This is a genomic window from Yinghuangia seranimata (assembly GCF_029953285.1).
GTDB classification, from domain to species: Bacteria; Actinomycetota; Actinomycetes; order Streptomycetales; family Streptomycetaceae; genus Yinghuangia; species Yinghuangia seranimata.
The window spans coordinates 90,134-104,100 of the sequence record NZ_JASAOI010000030.1; the positions used below are offsets into that span (position 1 = coordinate 90,134).

General features: G+C 72.5%; 15 protein-coding genes. 10 read left to right on the forward strand and 5 right to left on the reverse strand.

What is annotated here, in order from left to right; all coding sequences use genetic code 11:
• Positions 1-8: 8 nt before the first annotated feature.
• Complete coding sequence (locus tag QI554_RS20840) at positions 9-680, reverse strand: hypothetical protein (protein ID WP_281471666.1); 672 nt, start codon at positions 678-680, stop codon at positions 9-11.
• A gap of 212 nt (positions 681-892) precedes the next feature.
• On the opposite strand from QI554_RS20840, the gene QI554_RS20845 reads away from it, so the two are divergent.
• From QI554_RS20845 to QI554_RS20855, 3 genes are all read left to right on the forward strand, one after another.
• Positions 893-1,093 carry a hypothetical protein gene (locus QI554_RS20845; RefSeq protein ID WP_281471667.1) on the forward strand — a complete coding sequence of 67 codons (201 nt, stop codon included), beginning with the start codon at positions 893-895 and terminating at the stop codon, positions 1,091-1,093.
• A gap of 87 nt (positions 1,094-1,180) precedes the next feature.
• A complete protein-coding gene (locus tag QI554_RS20850) occupies positions 1,181-1,423 on the forward strand; it encodes a chaplin (protein WP_281471668.1) in 243 nt (80 codons plus the stop codon).
• Positions 1,424-1,876: 453 nt separating this feature from the next.
• On the forward strand, positions 1,877-2,584 hold the full coding sequence (locus QI554_RS20855; RefSeq protein WP_281471669.1) for a bifunctional DNA primase/polymerase: 708 nt from the start codon (positions 1,877-1,879) through the stop codon (positions 2,582-2,584).
• Positions 2,585-2,627: 43 nt separating this feature from the next.
• Here QI554_RS20855 and QI554_RS20860 read toward each other — a convergent pair whose 3' ends face one another.
• Both QI554_RS20860 and map read right to left on the reverse strand, forming a co-directional pair.
• Positions 2,628-3,605, reverse strand: a complete 978-nt coding sequence (locus QI554_RS20860) for an SCO2278 family lipoprotein (protein WP_281471670.1) — start codon at positions 3,603-3,605, stop codon at positions 2,628-2,630.
• 82 nt (positions 3,606-3,687) lie between these two features.
• A complete protein-coding gene (gene map / locus QI554_RS20865) occupies positions 3,688-4,536 on the reverse strand; it encodes a type I methionyl aminopeptidase (protein ID WP_281471671.1) in 849 nt (282 codons plus the stop codon).
• Between the two features lie 99 nt (positions 4,537-4,635).
• Between map and QI554_RS20870 the strand changes: the two genes are divergently transcribed.
• Entirely contained in the window at positions 4,636-4,863 is a 228-nt protein-coding gene (locus QI554_RS20870; protein ID WP_281471672.1) for a hypothetical protein, read from the forward strand.
• 81 nt (positions 4,864-4,944) lie between these two features.
• On the opposite strand, the gene QI554_RS20875 is transcribed toward QI554_RS20870, so the two are convergent.
• Positions 4,945-5,604 carry a YegP family protein gene (locus QI554_RS20875; RefSeq protein ID WP_281471673.1) on the reverse strand — a complete coding sequence of 220 codons (660 nt, stop codon included), beginning with the start codon at positions 5,602-5,604 and terminating at the stop codon, positions 4,945-4,947.
• Positions 5,605-5,829: 225 nt separating this feature from the next.
• Here QI554_RS20875 and npdG point away from each other — a divergent pair, with 225 nt between their 5' ends.
• Positions 5,830-6,522: an NADPH-dependent F420 reductase gene (gene npdG, locus QI554_RS20880; protein WP_281471674.1), complete on the forward strand. Its 693-nt coding sequence runs from the start codon at positions 5,830-5,832 to the stop codon at positions 6,520-6,522.
• 208 nt (positions 6,523-6,730) lie between these two features.
• Here npdG and QI554_RS20885 read toward each other — a convergent pair whose 3' ends face one another.
• The gene (locus tag QI554_RS20885; protein WP_281471675.1) at positions 6,731-7,342 is read right to left on the reverse strand and encodes an NADPH-dependent FMN reductase; all 612 of its coding nucleotides are present in this window, start codon (positions 7,340-7,342) and stop codon (positions 6,731-6,733) included.
• A gap of 174 nt (positions 7,343-7,516) precedes the next feature.
• On the opposite strand from QI554_RS20885, the gene QI554_RS20890 reads away from it, so the two are divergent.
• From QI554_RS20890 to QI554_RS20910, 5 genes are all read left to right on the forward strand, one after another.
• On the forward strand, positions 7,517-7,702 hold the full coding sequence (locus QI554_RS20890; RefSeq protein WP_281471676.1) for a hypothetical protein: 186 nt from the start codon (positions 7,517-7,519) through the stop codon (positions 7,700-7,702).
• A gap of 232 nt (positions 7,703-7,934) precedes the next feature.
• Positions 7,935-8,966, forward strand: coding sequence for a recombinase RecA (gene recA, locus QI554_RS20895; RefSeq protein WP_281471677.1), 1,032 nt, complete (start codon positions 7,935-7,937; stop codon positions 8,964-8,966).
• Between the two features lie 91 nt (positions 8,967-9,057).
• The gene (locus QI554_RS20900) at positions 9,058-10,074 is read left to right on the forward strand and encodes a regulatory protein RecX (RefSeq protein WP_343230800.1); all 1,017 of its coding nucleotides are present in this window, start codon (positions 9,058-9,060) and stop codon (positions 10,072-10,074) included.
• A 647-nt stretch (positions 10,075-10,721) separates the two neighbouring features.
• Positions 10,722-12,254: a ribonuclease Y gene (gene rny / locus QI554_RS20905; RefSeq protein ID WP_281471678.1), complete on the forward strand. Its 1,533-nt coding sequence runs from the start codon at positions 10,722-10,724 to the stop codon at positions 12,252-12,254.
• Between the two features lie 221 nt (positions 12,255-12,475).
• Positions 12,476-13,858: an L-serine ammonia-lyase gene (locus QI554_RS20910; protein WP_281471679.1), complete on the forward strand. Its 1,383-nt coding sequence runs from the start codon at positions 12,476-12,478 to the stop codon at positions 13,856-13,858.
• Positions 13,859-13,967: the final 109 nt, after the last annotated feature.

Below are 13,967 nucleotides of genomic sequence, written 5' to 3' on the forward strand. Positions count from 1 at the left end.
GCGGGGGCTCAGGCCGCCCGCCAGCGGAAGCGGTCGTCCCCGGGCGCCGTGCTGCAGACCATCAGGGTGCCCGTGCTCGTGCGGCCGAACATGTTGTGCTGCGAACAGAACGCGCCCGGGTGCACCCCCGCGATCGAGCCCGGCTCGGGCGCCTGCGTCGTCGCCGGCGCGGGGGCCGGTGCCCGCGTGGTCGCCGGCGGCCGCGGAGCCTCCGTGCGCGGTGCGGCCGGGGGATTCGCCGGGGGAACGGCCGGGGCGGTCGCCGGCTGTGCGGGTGCCGGGGTGGTGGTGGCGGGCGCGCTCGTCTCCGGCGGCGCGGACGTCACGGGGGCCGTCGTCGCGGGCGCGGCCGACGCCGTGGCCGCGGTCGGGGTCGCGGACGGCGTCGGCGACGCGCTCGGGCTCGCACTCGCGGACGCCGTCGCGGGGGAGACGGCCTCGCCGCCCTTGCCGTCCGACCCGTTCGCGCTGCCCACCGCGGCGGCGAGGAACAGCAGGCCGCACACCGCCGAGACCGCGATCCGCACCGGGCGGGCCCAGTTCGTGAACCTCCACATCAGGAAGATCCCGATCGGCGCCACGAATATCAGCAGCGCCACGATCCAGCCGGTGCGCTGGTACCAGGGCAGGGCGCGAGGAGGCGGGCCGAACGCGGGCGGCCCCCCGTATCCGTAGGACATGGCGGCCAGGCTGACAGCTGCACCCGAACGGTTGTTGCGTTTCGCGGAAACCCGCGTCGCGGAATGCCGGAATCCGTCTGTTTCGCGGGAAAGGTGCCCCGGGGAAGGCCGTTGGCGGCGGCTGCGCACGCGCCGCACTCCACGGATGGTCCTCCGTTCGCCCCCAGGGCCGTTACGGTGAGTGCAGGACCCCTCACGGCTCTGGAGTGCCTGTGGACGATGACAGCGGATGGCGGAACGCGTGGCCGTTCCGGTGCCAGGACGACGTGCCGCACGCCTGGAAGTACAACGGGGCGTACGTGCCGGGAAAGCCCTGGTCGAAGTACTGCCTGGTGTGCTTCATGGTGAAGGCCGGCAACACCACGGACAACGATCCGATCGCCCAGCCGGCGGCCTCTGGATCGAACGGGTGAATCTGGACAAGTCGCTCGTTTCCCTCTGCGGGTGGGCTCGTTGAGCAGGTTGCCGAACCCGATCGGCAGCTTTTCGTGGAGGAATTTGTGAACAACATCAAGAAGGCCGCCGTCCTCGCGGCCGTCGCCGGTGCCGCCGTGGGCGCCGGCGCGGGCGCCGCGCACGCGAGCAGCGAGGCCAACGGTGCCGCTGTCGACTCCCCCGGCGTCGTCGCGGGCAACGCGGTCCAGGTCCCGGTCCACGTCCCCGTGAACGTGTGCGGCAACAGCGCGAACCTCATCGGTGCGCTGAACCCGGCCTTCGGCAACACCTGCGTCAACGGCGGCTGAACCTGCCGCACGCGGTCGCCCTCCTTGGCCGCTGTCGGCTGCGACGAGCGCCCCGTCCCCGGTTCCCGGTGGGCGGGGCTGCTCGCATGAGGACCGCTGTCGCGGCGGCCGGTGCCCCCGGCCCGGCCCTGCCTCCCCCCGGGGCCGGGCCGTACACCGAACGCCGCACCCCTGTACGCCCCGTCGCCTGTCGCCCCGCCCCGACACCGGCGCCGCAGCCCGCCCGCCCGCCACTCGGGCCCGCGTGCCCCGCGTACAGATTCCGCCCCCGTCCGACCGGAACCGATGACCGGAAGTACCACACCGATCGCATTCCGGTCACCTCCTGACCCACCCCGGTCGTCGCGTCCGACAAACCGCGATGATGGGGATTGCCTTCGTCGTTCTTCCGCGTTGTGCACGGTGACGCCGCGCGTCGGGAGATCATGGGAAGCACGCGGAAGAAGGGGTGCCATGGACCGTACGGATCGCATCGGCAAGCGGGCCCGAGTGGCCGGGTGGCTGCGCCGCCAGCAGCGTGAGGACCCCGCCACCGTCCGGGACCGGCGCGCCGACCTGGTCCTCGAGGCGGTACGCCTCGGTTGGCCGGTGTGCCCCGCCGCGCACCCCCTCGAATACGGCTGTTCCTGCGACCGCGTGGGCTGTCCCGCTCCGGGCATGCACCCGCTCTCGTCCGCGTGGCAGACCCAGGCCACCACCGACCCGGCCCAGGTCGCGCGGTGGCTCGAGCGCCATCCCGAGGCGAACTTCGTGACCGCGACCGGCATCGCGCACGACGTCCTCGACGTCCCGGTCGACGCGGGCGAACTCGCGCTCGCGGCACTCGGCGACGAGGTCGGCCCGGTCGCCGCCGTCGGCCCCGACCGCTACCTGTTCTTCACCGCCACCCGCGGCACGCCCGTCGACGAGGACGAGTGGTGGCCGTGCGAACTCGACTGCCACCCCGAGACGCTCGCCGAACACCCCGGGCTGCGCTGGCACTGCCGCGGCAGCTACGTGCTGCTCCCGCCGTCCCGGCTGCCGTCCGGCGGGACCGTGCACTGGCTGCGCGGGCCCGCGACCCCGCTGCCGGATCCGCTGCGCGTGCTCGACGTCCTGACGGACGCGTGCGACACGGTCGGCGCCACCTCGGTCGACACCCGCTGGCTGATGGGCATGTGACCCCGGCGGGACGCGTCCCGCCAGGTGACCGCGCGCGGGCGGGTCAGTCGCCGTCCGCGCCGATCACACCGCTCATCACGCCGATCACCTGCACCTGGCCCTTGCCCGTCGGCGGCACCACGGCCGCGTAGGACGCCAGTTCGTGCTTGGTGTACGTCTGCTTGGGCTTCTTCGCGAGGAACGCCTGGACGTTCCCGTCGAGGTCCCCGAGGGTGCCCGGCACCGTCACCTTCGTGCTGTGCGTGACCGCGAACAGCACCAGCGCGCTGCCGTCCTTCAGGCGGATGGCCAGCGGCGGGTACTGCTGCGCCGGCGAGTCGACGACCTGCCGGATGAAGCCGTCCTGCACGGGTTCCTCGCGGGTCTGGCGCAGCTTCGTGACGATGGTGTTGGCCGTGATCAGGTCGGCCGACGTCTTGCCGTCCGCCAGGTACTTCGTGAACGTGCCCGCCAGGTCCTTCGGGCCGACCGAATAACCGCCGGCGTCCAGCGGAAGGGCCTCGACGTGGCCCTTGCCGTCCCGCATCGGCTCGGGGAACGTGTCGGTCTCGGAGGCGAGCGTCGCGCCCCACGCGGCCATCCACGGCGCGTCCGGGCCCGCCTTGGTGAACACCAGCAGCTGGTTGTGCGCCTTCGGGTACGACGGCGTGTTCCGCGCCGCGAACCACTTCGGCCACCCCACCGTCGCGGGGATCCAGAACTCCGGCTGCGCGTGTGTGAACGGCTGGTACTGGCGTGTCCTGCGCGGGTCGGTGAAGTCCGCGATGTGCAGCGCCGCCTGGTCGATCGCGCCGAACGAGCCGGTCTCGATGGCCGCGTTCACGTTCGCGTCCCGCTTGCCGAAGGCCTCGTTGTTGCGTGCGTCGAAGTCCGCCAGCACACGCGCCGCCTCGGCCTTGCCCAGCGGCGCGACCTTGGCGTGTTTGCCGTCGACGGTCACACAGCCGGTCGTCGCGAGGAGCGCGAAGACGAGCACACATATAGCCGCGCCGAGACGCGCGGTACGACCTGCCTGGGCCATGGAAGCCTTCCGGGGCGGCCCGTCGGCCTGCGCGGCCGCGGGACACTGCGGGGACGCGCGAAACCCTACTGCGCGCCAGGAGTTACGGCAGCGTCAGGATCTCCGCGCCCGAGTCCGTCACCACGATGGTGTGCTCGAACTGCGCGGTCCGCTTGCGGTCCTTGGTCACCACGGTCCAGCCGTCGTCCCACATGTCGTACTCGTGGGTGCCGAGCGTCAGCATGGGCTCGATGGTGAACGTCATGCCGGGCTCCATCACGGTGACCGCCCGCTCGTCGTCGTAGTGCGGGATGATCAGGCCGGAGTGGAACGAGCTGTTGATGCCGTGGCCGGTGAAGTCGCGGACCACGCCGTAGCCGAAGCGCTTGGCGTACGACTCGATGACGCGGCCGATGACGTTGATCTGGCGACCGGGACGCACCGCCTTGATGCCGCGGTTCAGCGCCTCCTGGGTGCGCTCCACCAGCAGCCGCGACTCCTCGTCCACGTCGCCGACCAGGTAGGTGGCGTCGGTGTCGCCGTGCACGCCGTTGATGAACACGGTGACGTCGATGTTGACGATGTCGCCGTCGTTCAGCCGCGTGCTGTCCGGGATGCCGTGGCAGATGACCTCGTTGACGGACGTGCACACGGTCTTCGGGAAGCCGCGGTAGCCCAGGCACGACGGGTAGGCGCCGTGGTCGAGGATGTACTCGTGGGCGATCCGGTCCAGCTCGTCCGTCGTCACGCCGGGGGCCACGTGCTTGGCGGCCTCGACCATCGACCCGGCGGCGATCCGCCCGGCGATCCGCATCTTCTCCACGGTCTCGGCGTCCTGGACGTCGGACCCCTTGTACGGCGTGGGCGCGTCCTTCCCGACGTACTCCGGCCGCGGGATGTCGGCGGGGACGGTACGGATCGGGGTCGGCTTGCCGGGAACGAGAGTCGCCATAACCTGCGAGTGTAGTCAGCGCGCCAGGGGCATCATCACCCGCGAGCGTTACTGCGGGCGGACGAGCCGCATCGGATTCGACCGGCAGGAGCACACACCATGCTGAGGCTGTGGCGGCGGCCGAAGGGCCGCGCGGGGGAGTGGTACTACTGCGTGCGCCACAACAAGGTCGAGGAAGGGCCCGAGTGCCGCGCGCTCGACCGGCTGGGGCCGTACGCGACGCGCTCGGAGGCCGAGCACGCGCTCGAGCTCGTCCGGGAGCGCAACGAGGCCTGGGAGGGCCGCGGCGACGACGGTGACGACGGCGGGAACGCCAAGGACGCCTAGCGGCTGCGCGGCGCGCGAAACGCGCAGTGGGCGCCGGCCGGCGGCCGACGCCCACAGGGGGACTCGCTGAGGCGCGGGGGACTAGCGCTTCGTCGCCGCGACCCGGCGGGTCGCCGTCTTGCGCGCCGCGCTCTTGGTCGCGGGCGCCTTCTTGGCCGCCGACTTGCGCGCCGGCGCCTTGGCGGACGCCTTCTTCGCGGTCGCCTTCTTGGCCGTGGTCTTCTTGGCGGTCGTCTTCTTCGCGGCGACGGACTTGGCCGCGGTCGTCTTCTTCGCCGCGGTCTTCTTGGTAGTCGCCTTCTTGGCCGTCGTCTTCTTCGCGGCGGTGGTCTTCTTGGTGGCGGCCTTCTTGCCGGACACCTTCTTCGCGGTGGCCTTCTTGGCGGCCGTGGCCTTGGCCGTGATGGCCTTCTTCGCGGTGGTCGCCTTCGCGACCGCCGTCTTGGCGGCCTTCTTGGCCGCCTTCTTCGCGGTCGTCTTCTTGGCCGTCGCCTTCTTCGTCGTCGTCTTCTTCGCGGTGGCCTTCTTGGTGGTCGCCTTCTTCGGCGCCGCCGTGGCGCCCGACGTCTGGTCGTCGACCTCGCCCGTCGAACCGCTGCGCTGCACCGAGCGGAGCGCGGCGAGCGCCTCGCGCTTGGTGTCGTAGGACAGGGACTTGGCGAGCGTGGTGCCGTTCGCCGCCTCCAGGACAAAGCCGTACTTGCCTGTACGTGCCTTGCTGAGAACGAACTTCGCCGGCATCGGTGCCTCCCGTGGGCGGGACATGTCCGGCCCGTCGCCGAACGATTTCCGTATCAAAGAAGCACGATTTGTGGCTGTTGTCACATATATCAGGCGTATTAGATTAGGTGTCAAAGATCCGAAATACCCCGAATGGCCGCTTAGCCCGGAATTGAGCTGTGACCTCGGCTGCATCTGGGCGTCGCCCCCGTGCCTCTTCAAGACCCCCCTGGCAGGATCGCGCCCATGACTACCCCCTCCAACGCTCAGCGCGACCCGCGGGACCTGCCGGACGTCGGCAGCCTCGTGGTCGGCGTCCTCGGCGGCACCGGTGAGCAGGGCCGCGGCCTCGCTTACCGGCTCGCCGTGGCGGGCCAGAAAGTGATCATCGGTTCGCGCAGCGCGGACCGCGCCGAGTCCGCCGCCGCGGAGCTGGGCGCGGGAGTTCGCGGTACCGACAACGCGACGTGCGCCGCCGAGAGCGACGTCGTCATCGTCGCCGTGCCGTGGGACGGCCACAAGGACCTGCTCGTCTCCCTCAGCGAGCAGCTCGCCGGCAAGATCGTGGTCGACTGCGTCAACCCGATGGGCTTCGACAAGCAGGGCGCCTACTCGCTGCCCGTCGAGGAGGGCAGCGCCGCACAGCAGGCCGCCGCCGTCCTGCCGGACTCGCGCGTGACCGCGGCGTTCCACCACGTCTCCGCCGTGCTGCTGCTCGACCCGAACGTCGAGTCGCTCGACACCGACATCATGGTGCTCGGCGACGAGCGCGCCGCGACCGACGTCGTGCAGGCGCTCGCGAGCCGTATCCCGGGCATGCGCGGGGTGTTCGCCGGCCGGCTGCGCAACGCGGGCCAGGTCGAGGCGCTGACCGCCAACCTGATCTCGGTCAACCGCCGCTACAAGGCACACGCGGGCGTGCGCATCACCGACGTCTGACACGCGCTGTCCGGCACGCGCCCTCTTGCGTGCGCGCCGACTGACACGTGCCGTGCGCGCGACGCCGCATGAGGGCTGACGCCGCGTACGTACGGCGAAACGCGGGCGGGCCCGGCACCCTGTGGGGTGCCGGGCCCGCCCGCGTTTTCACGCGTGTTCAGCCGATCCGAAAAGCGTCGCGCGGGGTCGGCTCGTCACTGACGCGGCGTCAGCCGGCCAGCGACTGCGTCCAGTCGCGGAGCGCCTGGACGTGCTGGACGCCCGTGTTCTTCTCGACCGCGGTCTGCAGCGCCTGCAGCGTGAACTTCACCATGCCGGCGGTGGCCGGGTCGGTCAGCACGCGCTGCGCCTCGGCGTCCACGCCCAGGCGGCTGTGCACCTCGGGGATGGCGATCTCGGGGCCCTGCACCAGGTACACGGCGAGGTTGCGGAGCTGGCCGGTGAGCTCCTCGAGGGCGCGGATGCCGCCCTGGGCGCCCGGGGAGGCGGAGAGCGCCACGACCGGCTTGCCGACCCAGGAGGACTGGCCGTACGGGCGCGAGGCCCAGTCCAGCGCGTTCTTCAGCACGCCCGGGATCGAGCGGTTGTACTCCGGCGTCGAGATGATCACGCCGTCCGCCTCGCGGATCGCCTGGCGCAGGCGCTCGACCGACTCGGGGACGTCGCCCTCGAGGTCCTGGTTGAAGTGCGGGAGCTCGTCGATGCCCTTGAAGACCTCGATGCTCATGCCCTCGGGCGCGAGCGTCGGGAAGGCCTGCAGCAGGGCGGTGTTGAAGGACTCGGCGCGGATGGAGCCGGAGATGGCGAGAATGCGGGACATGGTGAGCCTCCTGCGACGCATTTCTTCTGGTTGAACATTTAACAATCTAGCGCCAGGTCGTTGCGTTTTCAACTTCCCTGGTGTCCGAGGGTCCTCAACCGCGTCGGTGCGGGCCGCATTCCCGGTGTCGGGGGGCGGGCTCCGGCGGTTCGGGGCGTCCGGGAGAATGAGGGCATGAACCGTCTCGTCGTCCTCGCGTCCGTCGTGGCCGTGCTTGCCGTGGTCGCGGCCGTCGTCGCGTTCGTCAACGGCAGCTGGCTCGGCGTGCCGTTCCTGCTCCTCGCCGGCCTGGACGGGAACCTCGCGTTCCTGGTCGCGCGCCGCAAGCGCGACGCCGCGCGGGCCGCCGCGCGCGCCTGACGCCGGGCCGCGGAGCCGTTCCGCGCCCTTGTTCGACGTCCCCCACAAGGTCTCTTTCGCCTGATTTTCCGGGCCTGGGGGTGTGTCGAAGTCGTATTCGAACAAAAGTTCGCCTACGCTGGGGCGCCGGAGTTGTCCACAGGTGTGCGAGGCGCGGCCCACGATGTCGGTGCGACGGGTTAGCGTCATGACAATGAAGCGCACACCACGACCCGACAGGGCGGCATCAGCGATGGCAGGACAGGACCGCGAGAAGGCGCTCGACGCCGCCCTCGCCCAGATTGAGCGACAGTTCGGCAAGGGCTCGGTCATGCGCCTCGGCGACGACGCGCGCGCCCCTGTCGAGGTCATCCCCACCGGCGCGATCGCGCTCGATGTCGCGCTCGGCATCGGCGGCCTCCCGCGCGGCCGCATCGTCGAGGTGTACGGCCCGGAGTCCTCCGGTAAGACGACGGTCGCCCTGCACGCGATCGCCAACGCCCAGCGCGCCGGCGGCGTCGCCGCCATCGTCGACGCCGAGCACGCCCTCGACCCCGAGTACGCCAAGAAGCTCGGCGTCGACACCGACGCCCTGCTGGTCTCCCAGCCCGACACGGGTGAGCAGGCCCTCGAGATCGCCGACATGCTGATCCGCTCCGGCGCGCTCGACATCATCGTCATCGACTCCGTCGCGGCCCTGGTGCCCCGCGCCGAGATCGAGGGCGAGATGGGTGACTCGCACGTCGGCCTCCAGGCCCGACTCATGAGCCAGGCGCTCCGCAAGGTCGCCGGTGCGCTCAACCAGACCAAGACCACGGCGATCTTCATCAACCAGCTGCGCGAGAAGATCGGCGTCATGTTCGGCTCGCCGGAGACCACGACCGGTGGCCGCGCGCTGAAGTTCTACTCGTCCGTGCGTCTCGACATCCGCCGCATCGAGACCCTCAAGGACGGCACCGAGGCGGTCGGCAACCGCACCCGCGTCAAGGTCGTCAAGAACAAGATGGCCGCGCCGTTCAAGCAGGCCGAGTTCGACATCCTCTACGGCGTGGGCATCAGCCGCGAGGGCGGCCTGATCGACATGGGCGTCGAGCACGGCTTCATCCGCAAGTCCGGCGCCTGGTACACGTACGAGGGCGACCAGCTCGGCCAGGGCAAGGAGAACGCCCGCAACTTCCTGCGGGACAACCCCGACCTCGCCAACGAGATCGAGAAGAAGATCAAGGAGAAGCTGGGCGTGGGCCCGCGCGTCGACGCAGATGTCACCGCTGAAGAAGAGGCCTGAGCACGAGGCTGACGGGGCCGGGCCCGACCCGGCCCCCGGTGGGCCGCACGACGACGCGTCCGCGGACCCGCCCGAAGAACCGGCTGTCGGCGTGCCCGACGGCCGCACGCCGGGCTGGAACGACACCTGGGCCCGGGAGACCGACCCGGCCGAGCGCGAGCGCGCCCGGGAGGCACTGGAGGCGGCGGTCGCGCGCGGCGGCACGCTGACCTTCGAAGGGCTCGGGCTGACCGAGCGGCCCAAGGCGGCCACGCGCCGCCGCAGGGGGAGCGACGACGGAACGGGGCTCGGGGGCCCCGGTTCCGCGACGGCGGACCCGGGCACGGGGGAGTACGCCGACCCGGCCGCCCCCGCGGCGAGGTACGCCCGCGGCCGAGCCGAACGCGGTGACGCACCGGCCGCCGGCGACACCGACGGGGACTTCGACACCCCGCCCGACACCGGCCGCCGCGGCGGGCGCCGAAACCGACGCGGCCGCTCCCGCGACAGCGACGCGTCCTCCGACGGCGCACCGCGCGAACGCCGCCAGCGCCGCATCGGCCCGGCGCAGATCGACCCCGACGCCGACCCGGAGGCGGCGGCCCGTGCGATCTGCCTGCGGCTGCTCACGGGCCAGCCGCGCACCCGCGCCCAACTCGCCGACGCCCTCCGCCGCCGCGGCGTCCCCGACGAGGTGGCCGACCACGTCCTGGGCCGGTTCGCCGAGGTCCGGCTCATCGACGACGCGGCCTTCGCCAACGCCTGGGTCGACACCCGCCACACCGGCCGCGGCCTCGCCCGCCGCGCCCTCGCCCGCGAACTCCGCCAACGCGGCGTGGCACCCTCGCTCGTCGACGAGGCCGTCGAACGCCTGGACCCGGAACAGGAGTCCGAGACCGCCCGCGCCCTCGTCGACCGCCGCCTGGCCGCCACCCGCCACCTGGACCGCCAGGTCCGCCTCCGCCGCCTCGCCGGCATGCTGGCCCGCAAGGGCTACAGCGAGGGCCTGGCCCTCCGCGTAGTCCGCACCGCCCTCGACGAGGACGCCGCCGCCCACCCACCCCCGGACGACGACGAGGCCTGGCCCTACGGCGACTACGACGACACTCCGGAACCCCCGGAAGACTGACGCCTGGACAGCCCCTGCGACGACCGGGCCCCGACCAGGGCCGAACCGTGGCGGACGCCGCCGCCCTCCGACGACCCGCCACAACCAACGCGGTTGCCGTCGCGGGGCGGTCGTGCCCAGCGCGCGGCGTGCGCCGCCGCTGCGGCGGGTGGTCTCGTGCCTGCCCTGTCTCAGCGTCCGGCAACCCGCCCGTCCGGGCCCGGTGTTCGTCGTTCGATCGGGCTCGTCGGGAGGCCGGTCGGCCGGGCGGAGCAACCGGGCGTTCAGGTGGAGGTCGGGGCAACTGCCGTCGGGAACACGGTCGGTTCGGGCTGGACTGCTTGACCGTTCTGTGACCTCGACTTAACCTCACAGACAGTGAGGGATCATCGCGCACCGCGTGGTCGCCCCGTTCTGTCGTCTTGCCAACGCCACACGCGCCATCCGACAACCCCGACATCCGTGGCCGGACTCCCGTCTCCGGTCTCCCACCCGACTCCGGAACCGGTGCGAGCCCGGCCGGTTCCCGGATCCGGCTCCGCCGGGCGACACCGACCGCGGTGTCCCGCGGTGCTGTTCGCGGTCCTCCCTCGCCTCGCGGTGCCTCAGCGTGTCCGCGGAACGCCGCGCGTCGAGCGGACCGAGTGCGGAGAGAGGGAGTGGGCCTCGTGGTGGTAGCCCTGGATGCCGGACAGGCCGTGCCGTACGCCGTCGCCGCGACCGTGGCCGTCGGGGCGCTCGTGGTGTCGCTCGCCCTGCTGGCCGCGGCCCGCCGGGTCCGCGCGGCGGCGCCCGAGGCGGTGGCCGCGGAGCTCAGCCGGGCCGCCGTCGAGGCCGCCGGGATCCGGGACCGGGCGGAGCGCGACGCCGGGCGGATCCGGGACGAACTGCGGGAGCAGCGCGCCGACGTCGAACGCCGCGAGCACCGGGCCGCCGAGCGCGAGGAGCGGTTGGACGCGGACCGGTCCCGGCTGCGCGCTCGGGCCGCCGAGCTCGCCGCCGCCGAGGAACGCGCGACGGTGGAGCGGTCCCGGCTCGCCCAGGCCGCCGACGAGCGCCGCGCGATCCTGGAGCGCACCGCCGGCCTGACGTCGGACGCCGCGAAGGACGAGCTGGTGCGCGGCATCGAGCACCAGGCGAAGCGCGAGGCGGCGATCCTGGTGCGCGACATCGAGGCCGCGGCGCGCCGGGAGGGGGACTCGCGGGCGCGCGACATCGTCACGATGGCGATCCAGCGCGTCGCGACCGAGCAGACCGCCGAGTCGGTGGTGTCGTTGCTGCATCTGCCGCACGACGACATGAAGGGCCGGATCATCGGCCGCGAGGGCCGCAACATCCGGGCGTTCGAGGCGGCCACCGGGGTCAACCTGATCATCGACGACACCCCCGAGGCGGTGCTGCTGTCGTGCTTCGACCCGGTGCGCCGCGAGGTGGGCCGGCTCACCCTGGAGACCCTGGTCGCGGACGGCCGCATCCACCCGCAGCGCATCGAGGAGACGCACGAGCGCTGCCGCCTGGAGGTGGAGCGCGGCTGCGTCCGGGCCGGCGAGGACGCCGTCGTCGACCTCGGCCTGACCGACCTGCACCCGGAGCTGATCGCGCTGCTGGGCAAGCTGCGCTACCGCACGTCGTACGGCCAGAACGTGCTCAAGCACCTGGTCGAGGCCGCGCACATCGCCGGCATGATGGCCGCCGAGCTGCGCCTGCCCGCCCCGCTGCTGAAGCGTTGCACCGTGCTGCACGACATCGGCAAGGCCGTGACGCACGAGATGGAGGGCAGCCACGCCCGGGTCGGCGCGGAGCTCGCCCGCCGATACGGCGAGCCCGACGACGTGGTGCACGCGATCGAGGCGCACCACAACGAGGTGGACGTGCGCTCGGTGGAGGCCGTCCTGACGCAGGCCGCCGACGCGATCTCGGGCGGCCGTCCCGGCGCGCGCCGCGAGTCGGTGGAGGTGTACGTCAAGCGGCTGGCCCGCCTGGAGGAGATCGCGCGCGGGCACGCGGGCGTGGACAAGGTCTACGCGATGCAGGCCGGCCGCGAGGTGCGGGTCATGGTCGTGCCGGACCTGGTCGACGACATCCAGGCGCACGTCATCGCGCGGGACGTCGCCAAGCGGATCGAGGAGGAGCTGACCTACCCCGGCCAGGTCCGCGTCACCGTGGTGCGGGAGAGCCGCGCGACCGAGTACGCGCGCTGAGCCCCGCCCTTACGCCGCAACCGCGTTGGACCCGCGCGGCCGGATACGCCCGGTGAGCGGTCCGCGTCATGCGCGCGAATGCTCCGGAACATCCGGTACGGCCGGGTGATCACGTGCGTCACAGTGCGTACCCTGGGGAGAGCGTTGCCCGGACCCACCCCCGTCCCGGGCGCCGCGGCCCGCACCGCCCCGACCCGTGACCCCACGAAAGGCCACCTCCGTTGGCGATCAGCGTCTTCGACATGTTCTCGATCGGCATAGGTCCGTCGAGTTCGCACACGGTAGGTCCGATGCGGGCCGCGCGCATGTTCGTGCGCCGGCTCAAGTCTCAGGGCCTACTCGCGCAGACCGTGTCCGTCCGGGCCGAGCTGTTCGGCTCGCTCGGCGCCACCGGGCACGGCCACGGCACGCCGAAGGCGGTGCTGCTGGGCCTGGAGGGCTTCTCGCCGCGCACCGTGGACCCGCTGGGCGTCGAGCCCGAGCTGGAGCGCATCCGCGCCACCCGGCGGCTGCGCCTGCTGGGCGCCGACGTCGGCGACGCGCACGAGATCGCCTTCGACGTGGACCGCGACCTGGTGCTGCACCGCCGCCGCTCGCTGCCGTACCACGCGAACGGCATGACGGTCTGCGCGTACGACGCCGAGGGCGTGCCGGTGCTGGAGAAGACCTACTACTCGGTCGGCGGCGGCTTCGTCGTCGACGAGGACGCGGTGGGCGCGGACCGCGTGAAGCCGGACGACGCCGAGCTGCGCTATCCGTTCCGCACGGGCGACGAGCTGCTGCGCCTGACCCGCGACACCGGCCTGTCGGTGTCCGCGCTGATGCTGGAGAACGAGAAGGCCTGGCGCACCGAGGACGAGGTCCGCGCCGGCCTGCTGGAGATCTGGGACGTCATGCGCGCCTGCGTCGCGCAGGGCCTGAGGACCGAGGGCATCCTGCCGGGCGGCCTGAAGGTGCGGCGCCGGGCCGCGCACACCGCGAAGGTGCTGCGCGCCGAGGGCGACCGGGCCAGCCACGCCATGGAGTGGGTCACCCTGTGGGCGATGGCCGTCAACGAGGAGAACGCGGCGGGCGGCCGCGTGGTGACGGCGCCGACCAACGGCGCGGCGGGCATCATCCCGGCCGTCCTGCACCACTACGTGGCGGCGGTGCCGGGCGCGGACGACGACGGCGTCGTGCGGTTCCTGCTGGCGGCCGGCGCGGTCGGCATGCTCTTCAAGGAGAACGCCTCGATCTCGGGCGCCGAGGTCGGCTGCCAGGGCGAGGTCGGCTCGGCCTGTGCGATGGCGGCCGGCGGCCTGGCCGAGGTGCTGGGCGGCACCCCGGAGCAGGTCGAGAACGCCGCCGAGATCGGCATCGAGCACAACCTGGGCCTCACCTGCGACCCGGTCGGCGGCCTCGTCCAGATCCCGTGCATCGAACGCAACGGCATGGCCGCCGTCAAGGCCGTCACCGCCGCCCGCATGGCCCTGCGCGGCGACGGCCGCCACCACGTCTCGCTCGACAAGGCGATCAAGACGATGAAGGAAACCGGCGCCGACATGAAGACCAAGTACAAGGAGACCGCCCGCGGCGGCCTCGCGGTCAACATCATCGAGTGCTGAGCGGCTGCCGCTGAGCCGCGGAAACGCGGCGGGGGCCGGCGGGGGGGGGGGGGGGGGGGGGGGCGGGGGGGGGGGGGGGCGCGGGGGGGGCCCCCGGGGGGGGGGGGGG

Coding starts and splice junctions, on each gene's coding strand:
- QI554_RS20840 (WP_281471666.1), bottom strand. CDS start 680: ATGTCCTACGGATACGGGGGGCCGCCCGCGTTCGGCCCGCCTCCTCGC.
- QI554_RS20870 (WP_281471672.1), top strand. CDS start 4,636: ATGCTGAGGCTGTGGCGGCGGCCGAAGGGCCGCGCGGGGGAGTGGTAC.
- QI554_RS20890 (WP_281471676.1), top strand. CDS start 7,517: ATGAACCGTCTCGTCGTCCTCGCGTCCGTCGTGGCCGTGCTTGCCGTG.
- npdG (WP_281471674.1), top strand. CDS start 5,830: ATGACTACCCCCTCCAACGCTCAGCGCGACCCGCGGGACCTGCCGGAC.
- recA (WP_281471677.1), top strand. CDS start 7,935: ATGGCAGGACAGGACCGCGAGAAGGCGCTCGACGCCGCCCTCGCCCAG.
- QI554_RS20860 (WP_281471670.1), bottom strand. CDS start 3,605: ATGGCCCAGGCAGGTCGTACCGCGCGTCTCGGCGCGGCTATATGTGTG.
- QI554_RS20855 (WP_281471669.1), top strand. CDS start 1,877: ATGGACCGTACGGATCGCATCGGCAAGCGGGCCCGAGTGGCCGGGTGG.
- QI554_RS20875 (WP_281471673.1), bottom strand. CDS start 5,604: ATGCCGGCGAAGTTCGTTCTCAGCAAGGCACGTACAGGCAAGTACGGC.
- QI554_RS20885 (WP_281471675.1), bottom strand. CDS start 7,342: ATGTCCCGCATTCTCGCCATCTCCGGCTCCATCCGCGCCGAGTCCTTC.
- map (WP_281471671.1), bottom strand. CDS start 4,536: ATGGCGACTCTCGTTCCCGGCAAGCCGACCCCGATCCGTACCGTCCCC.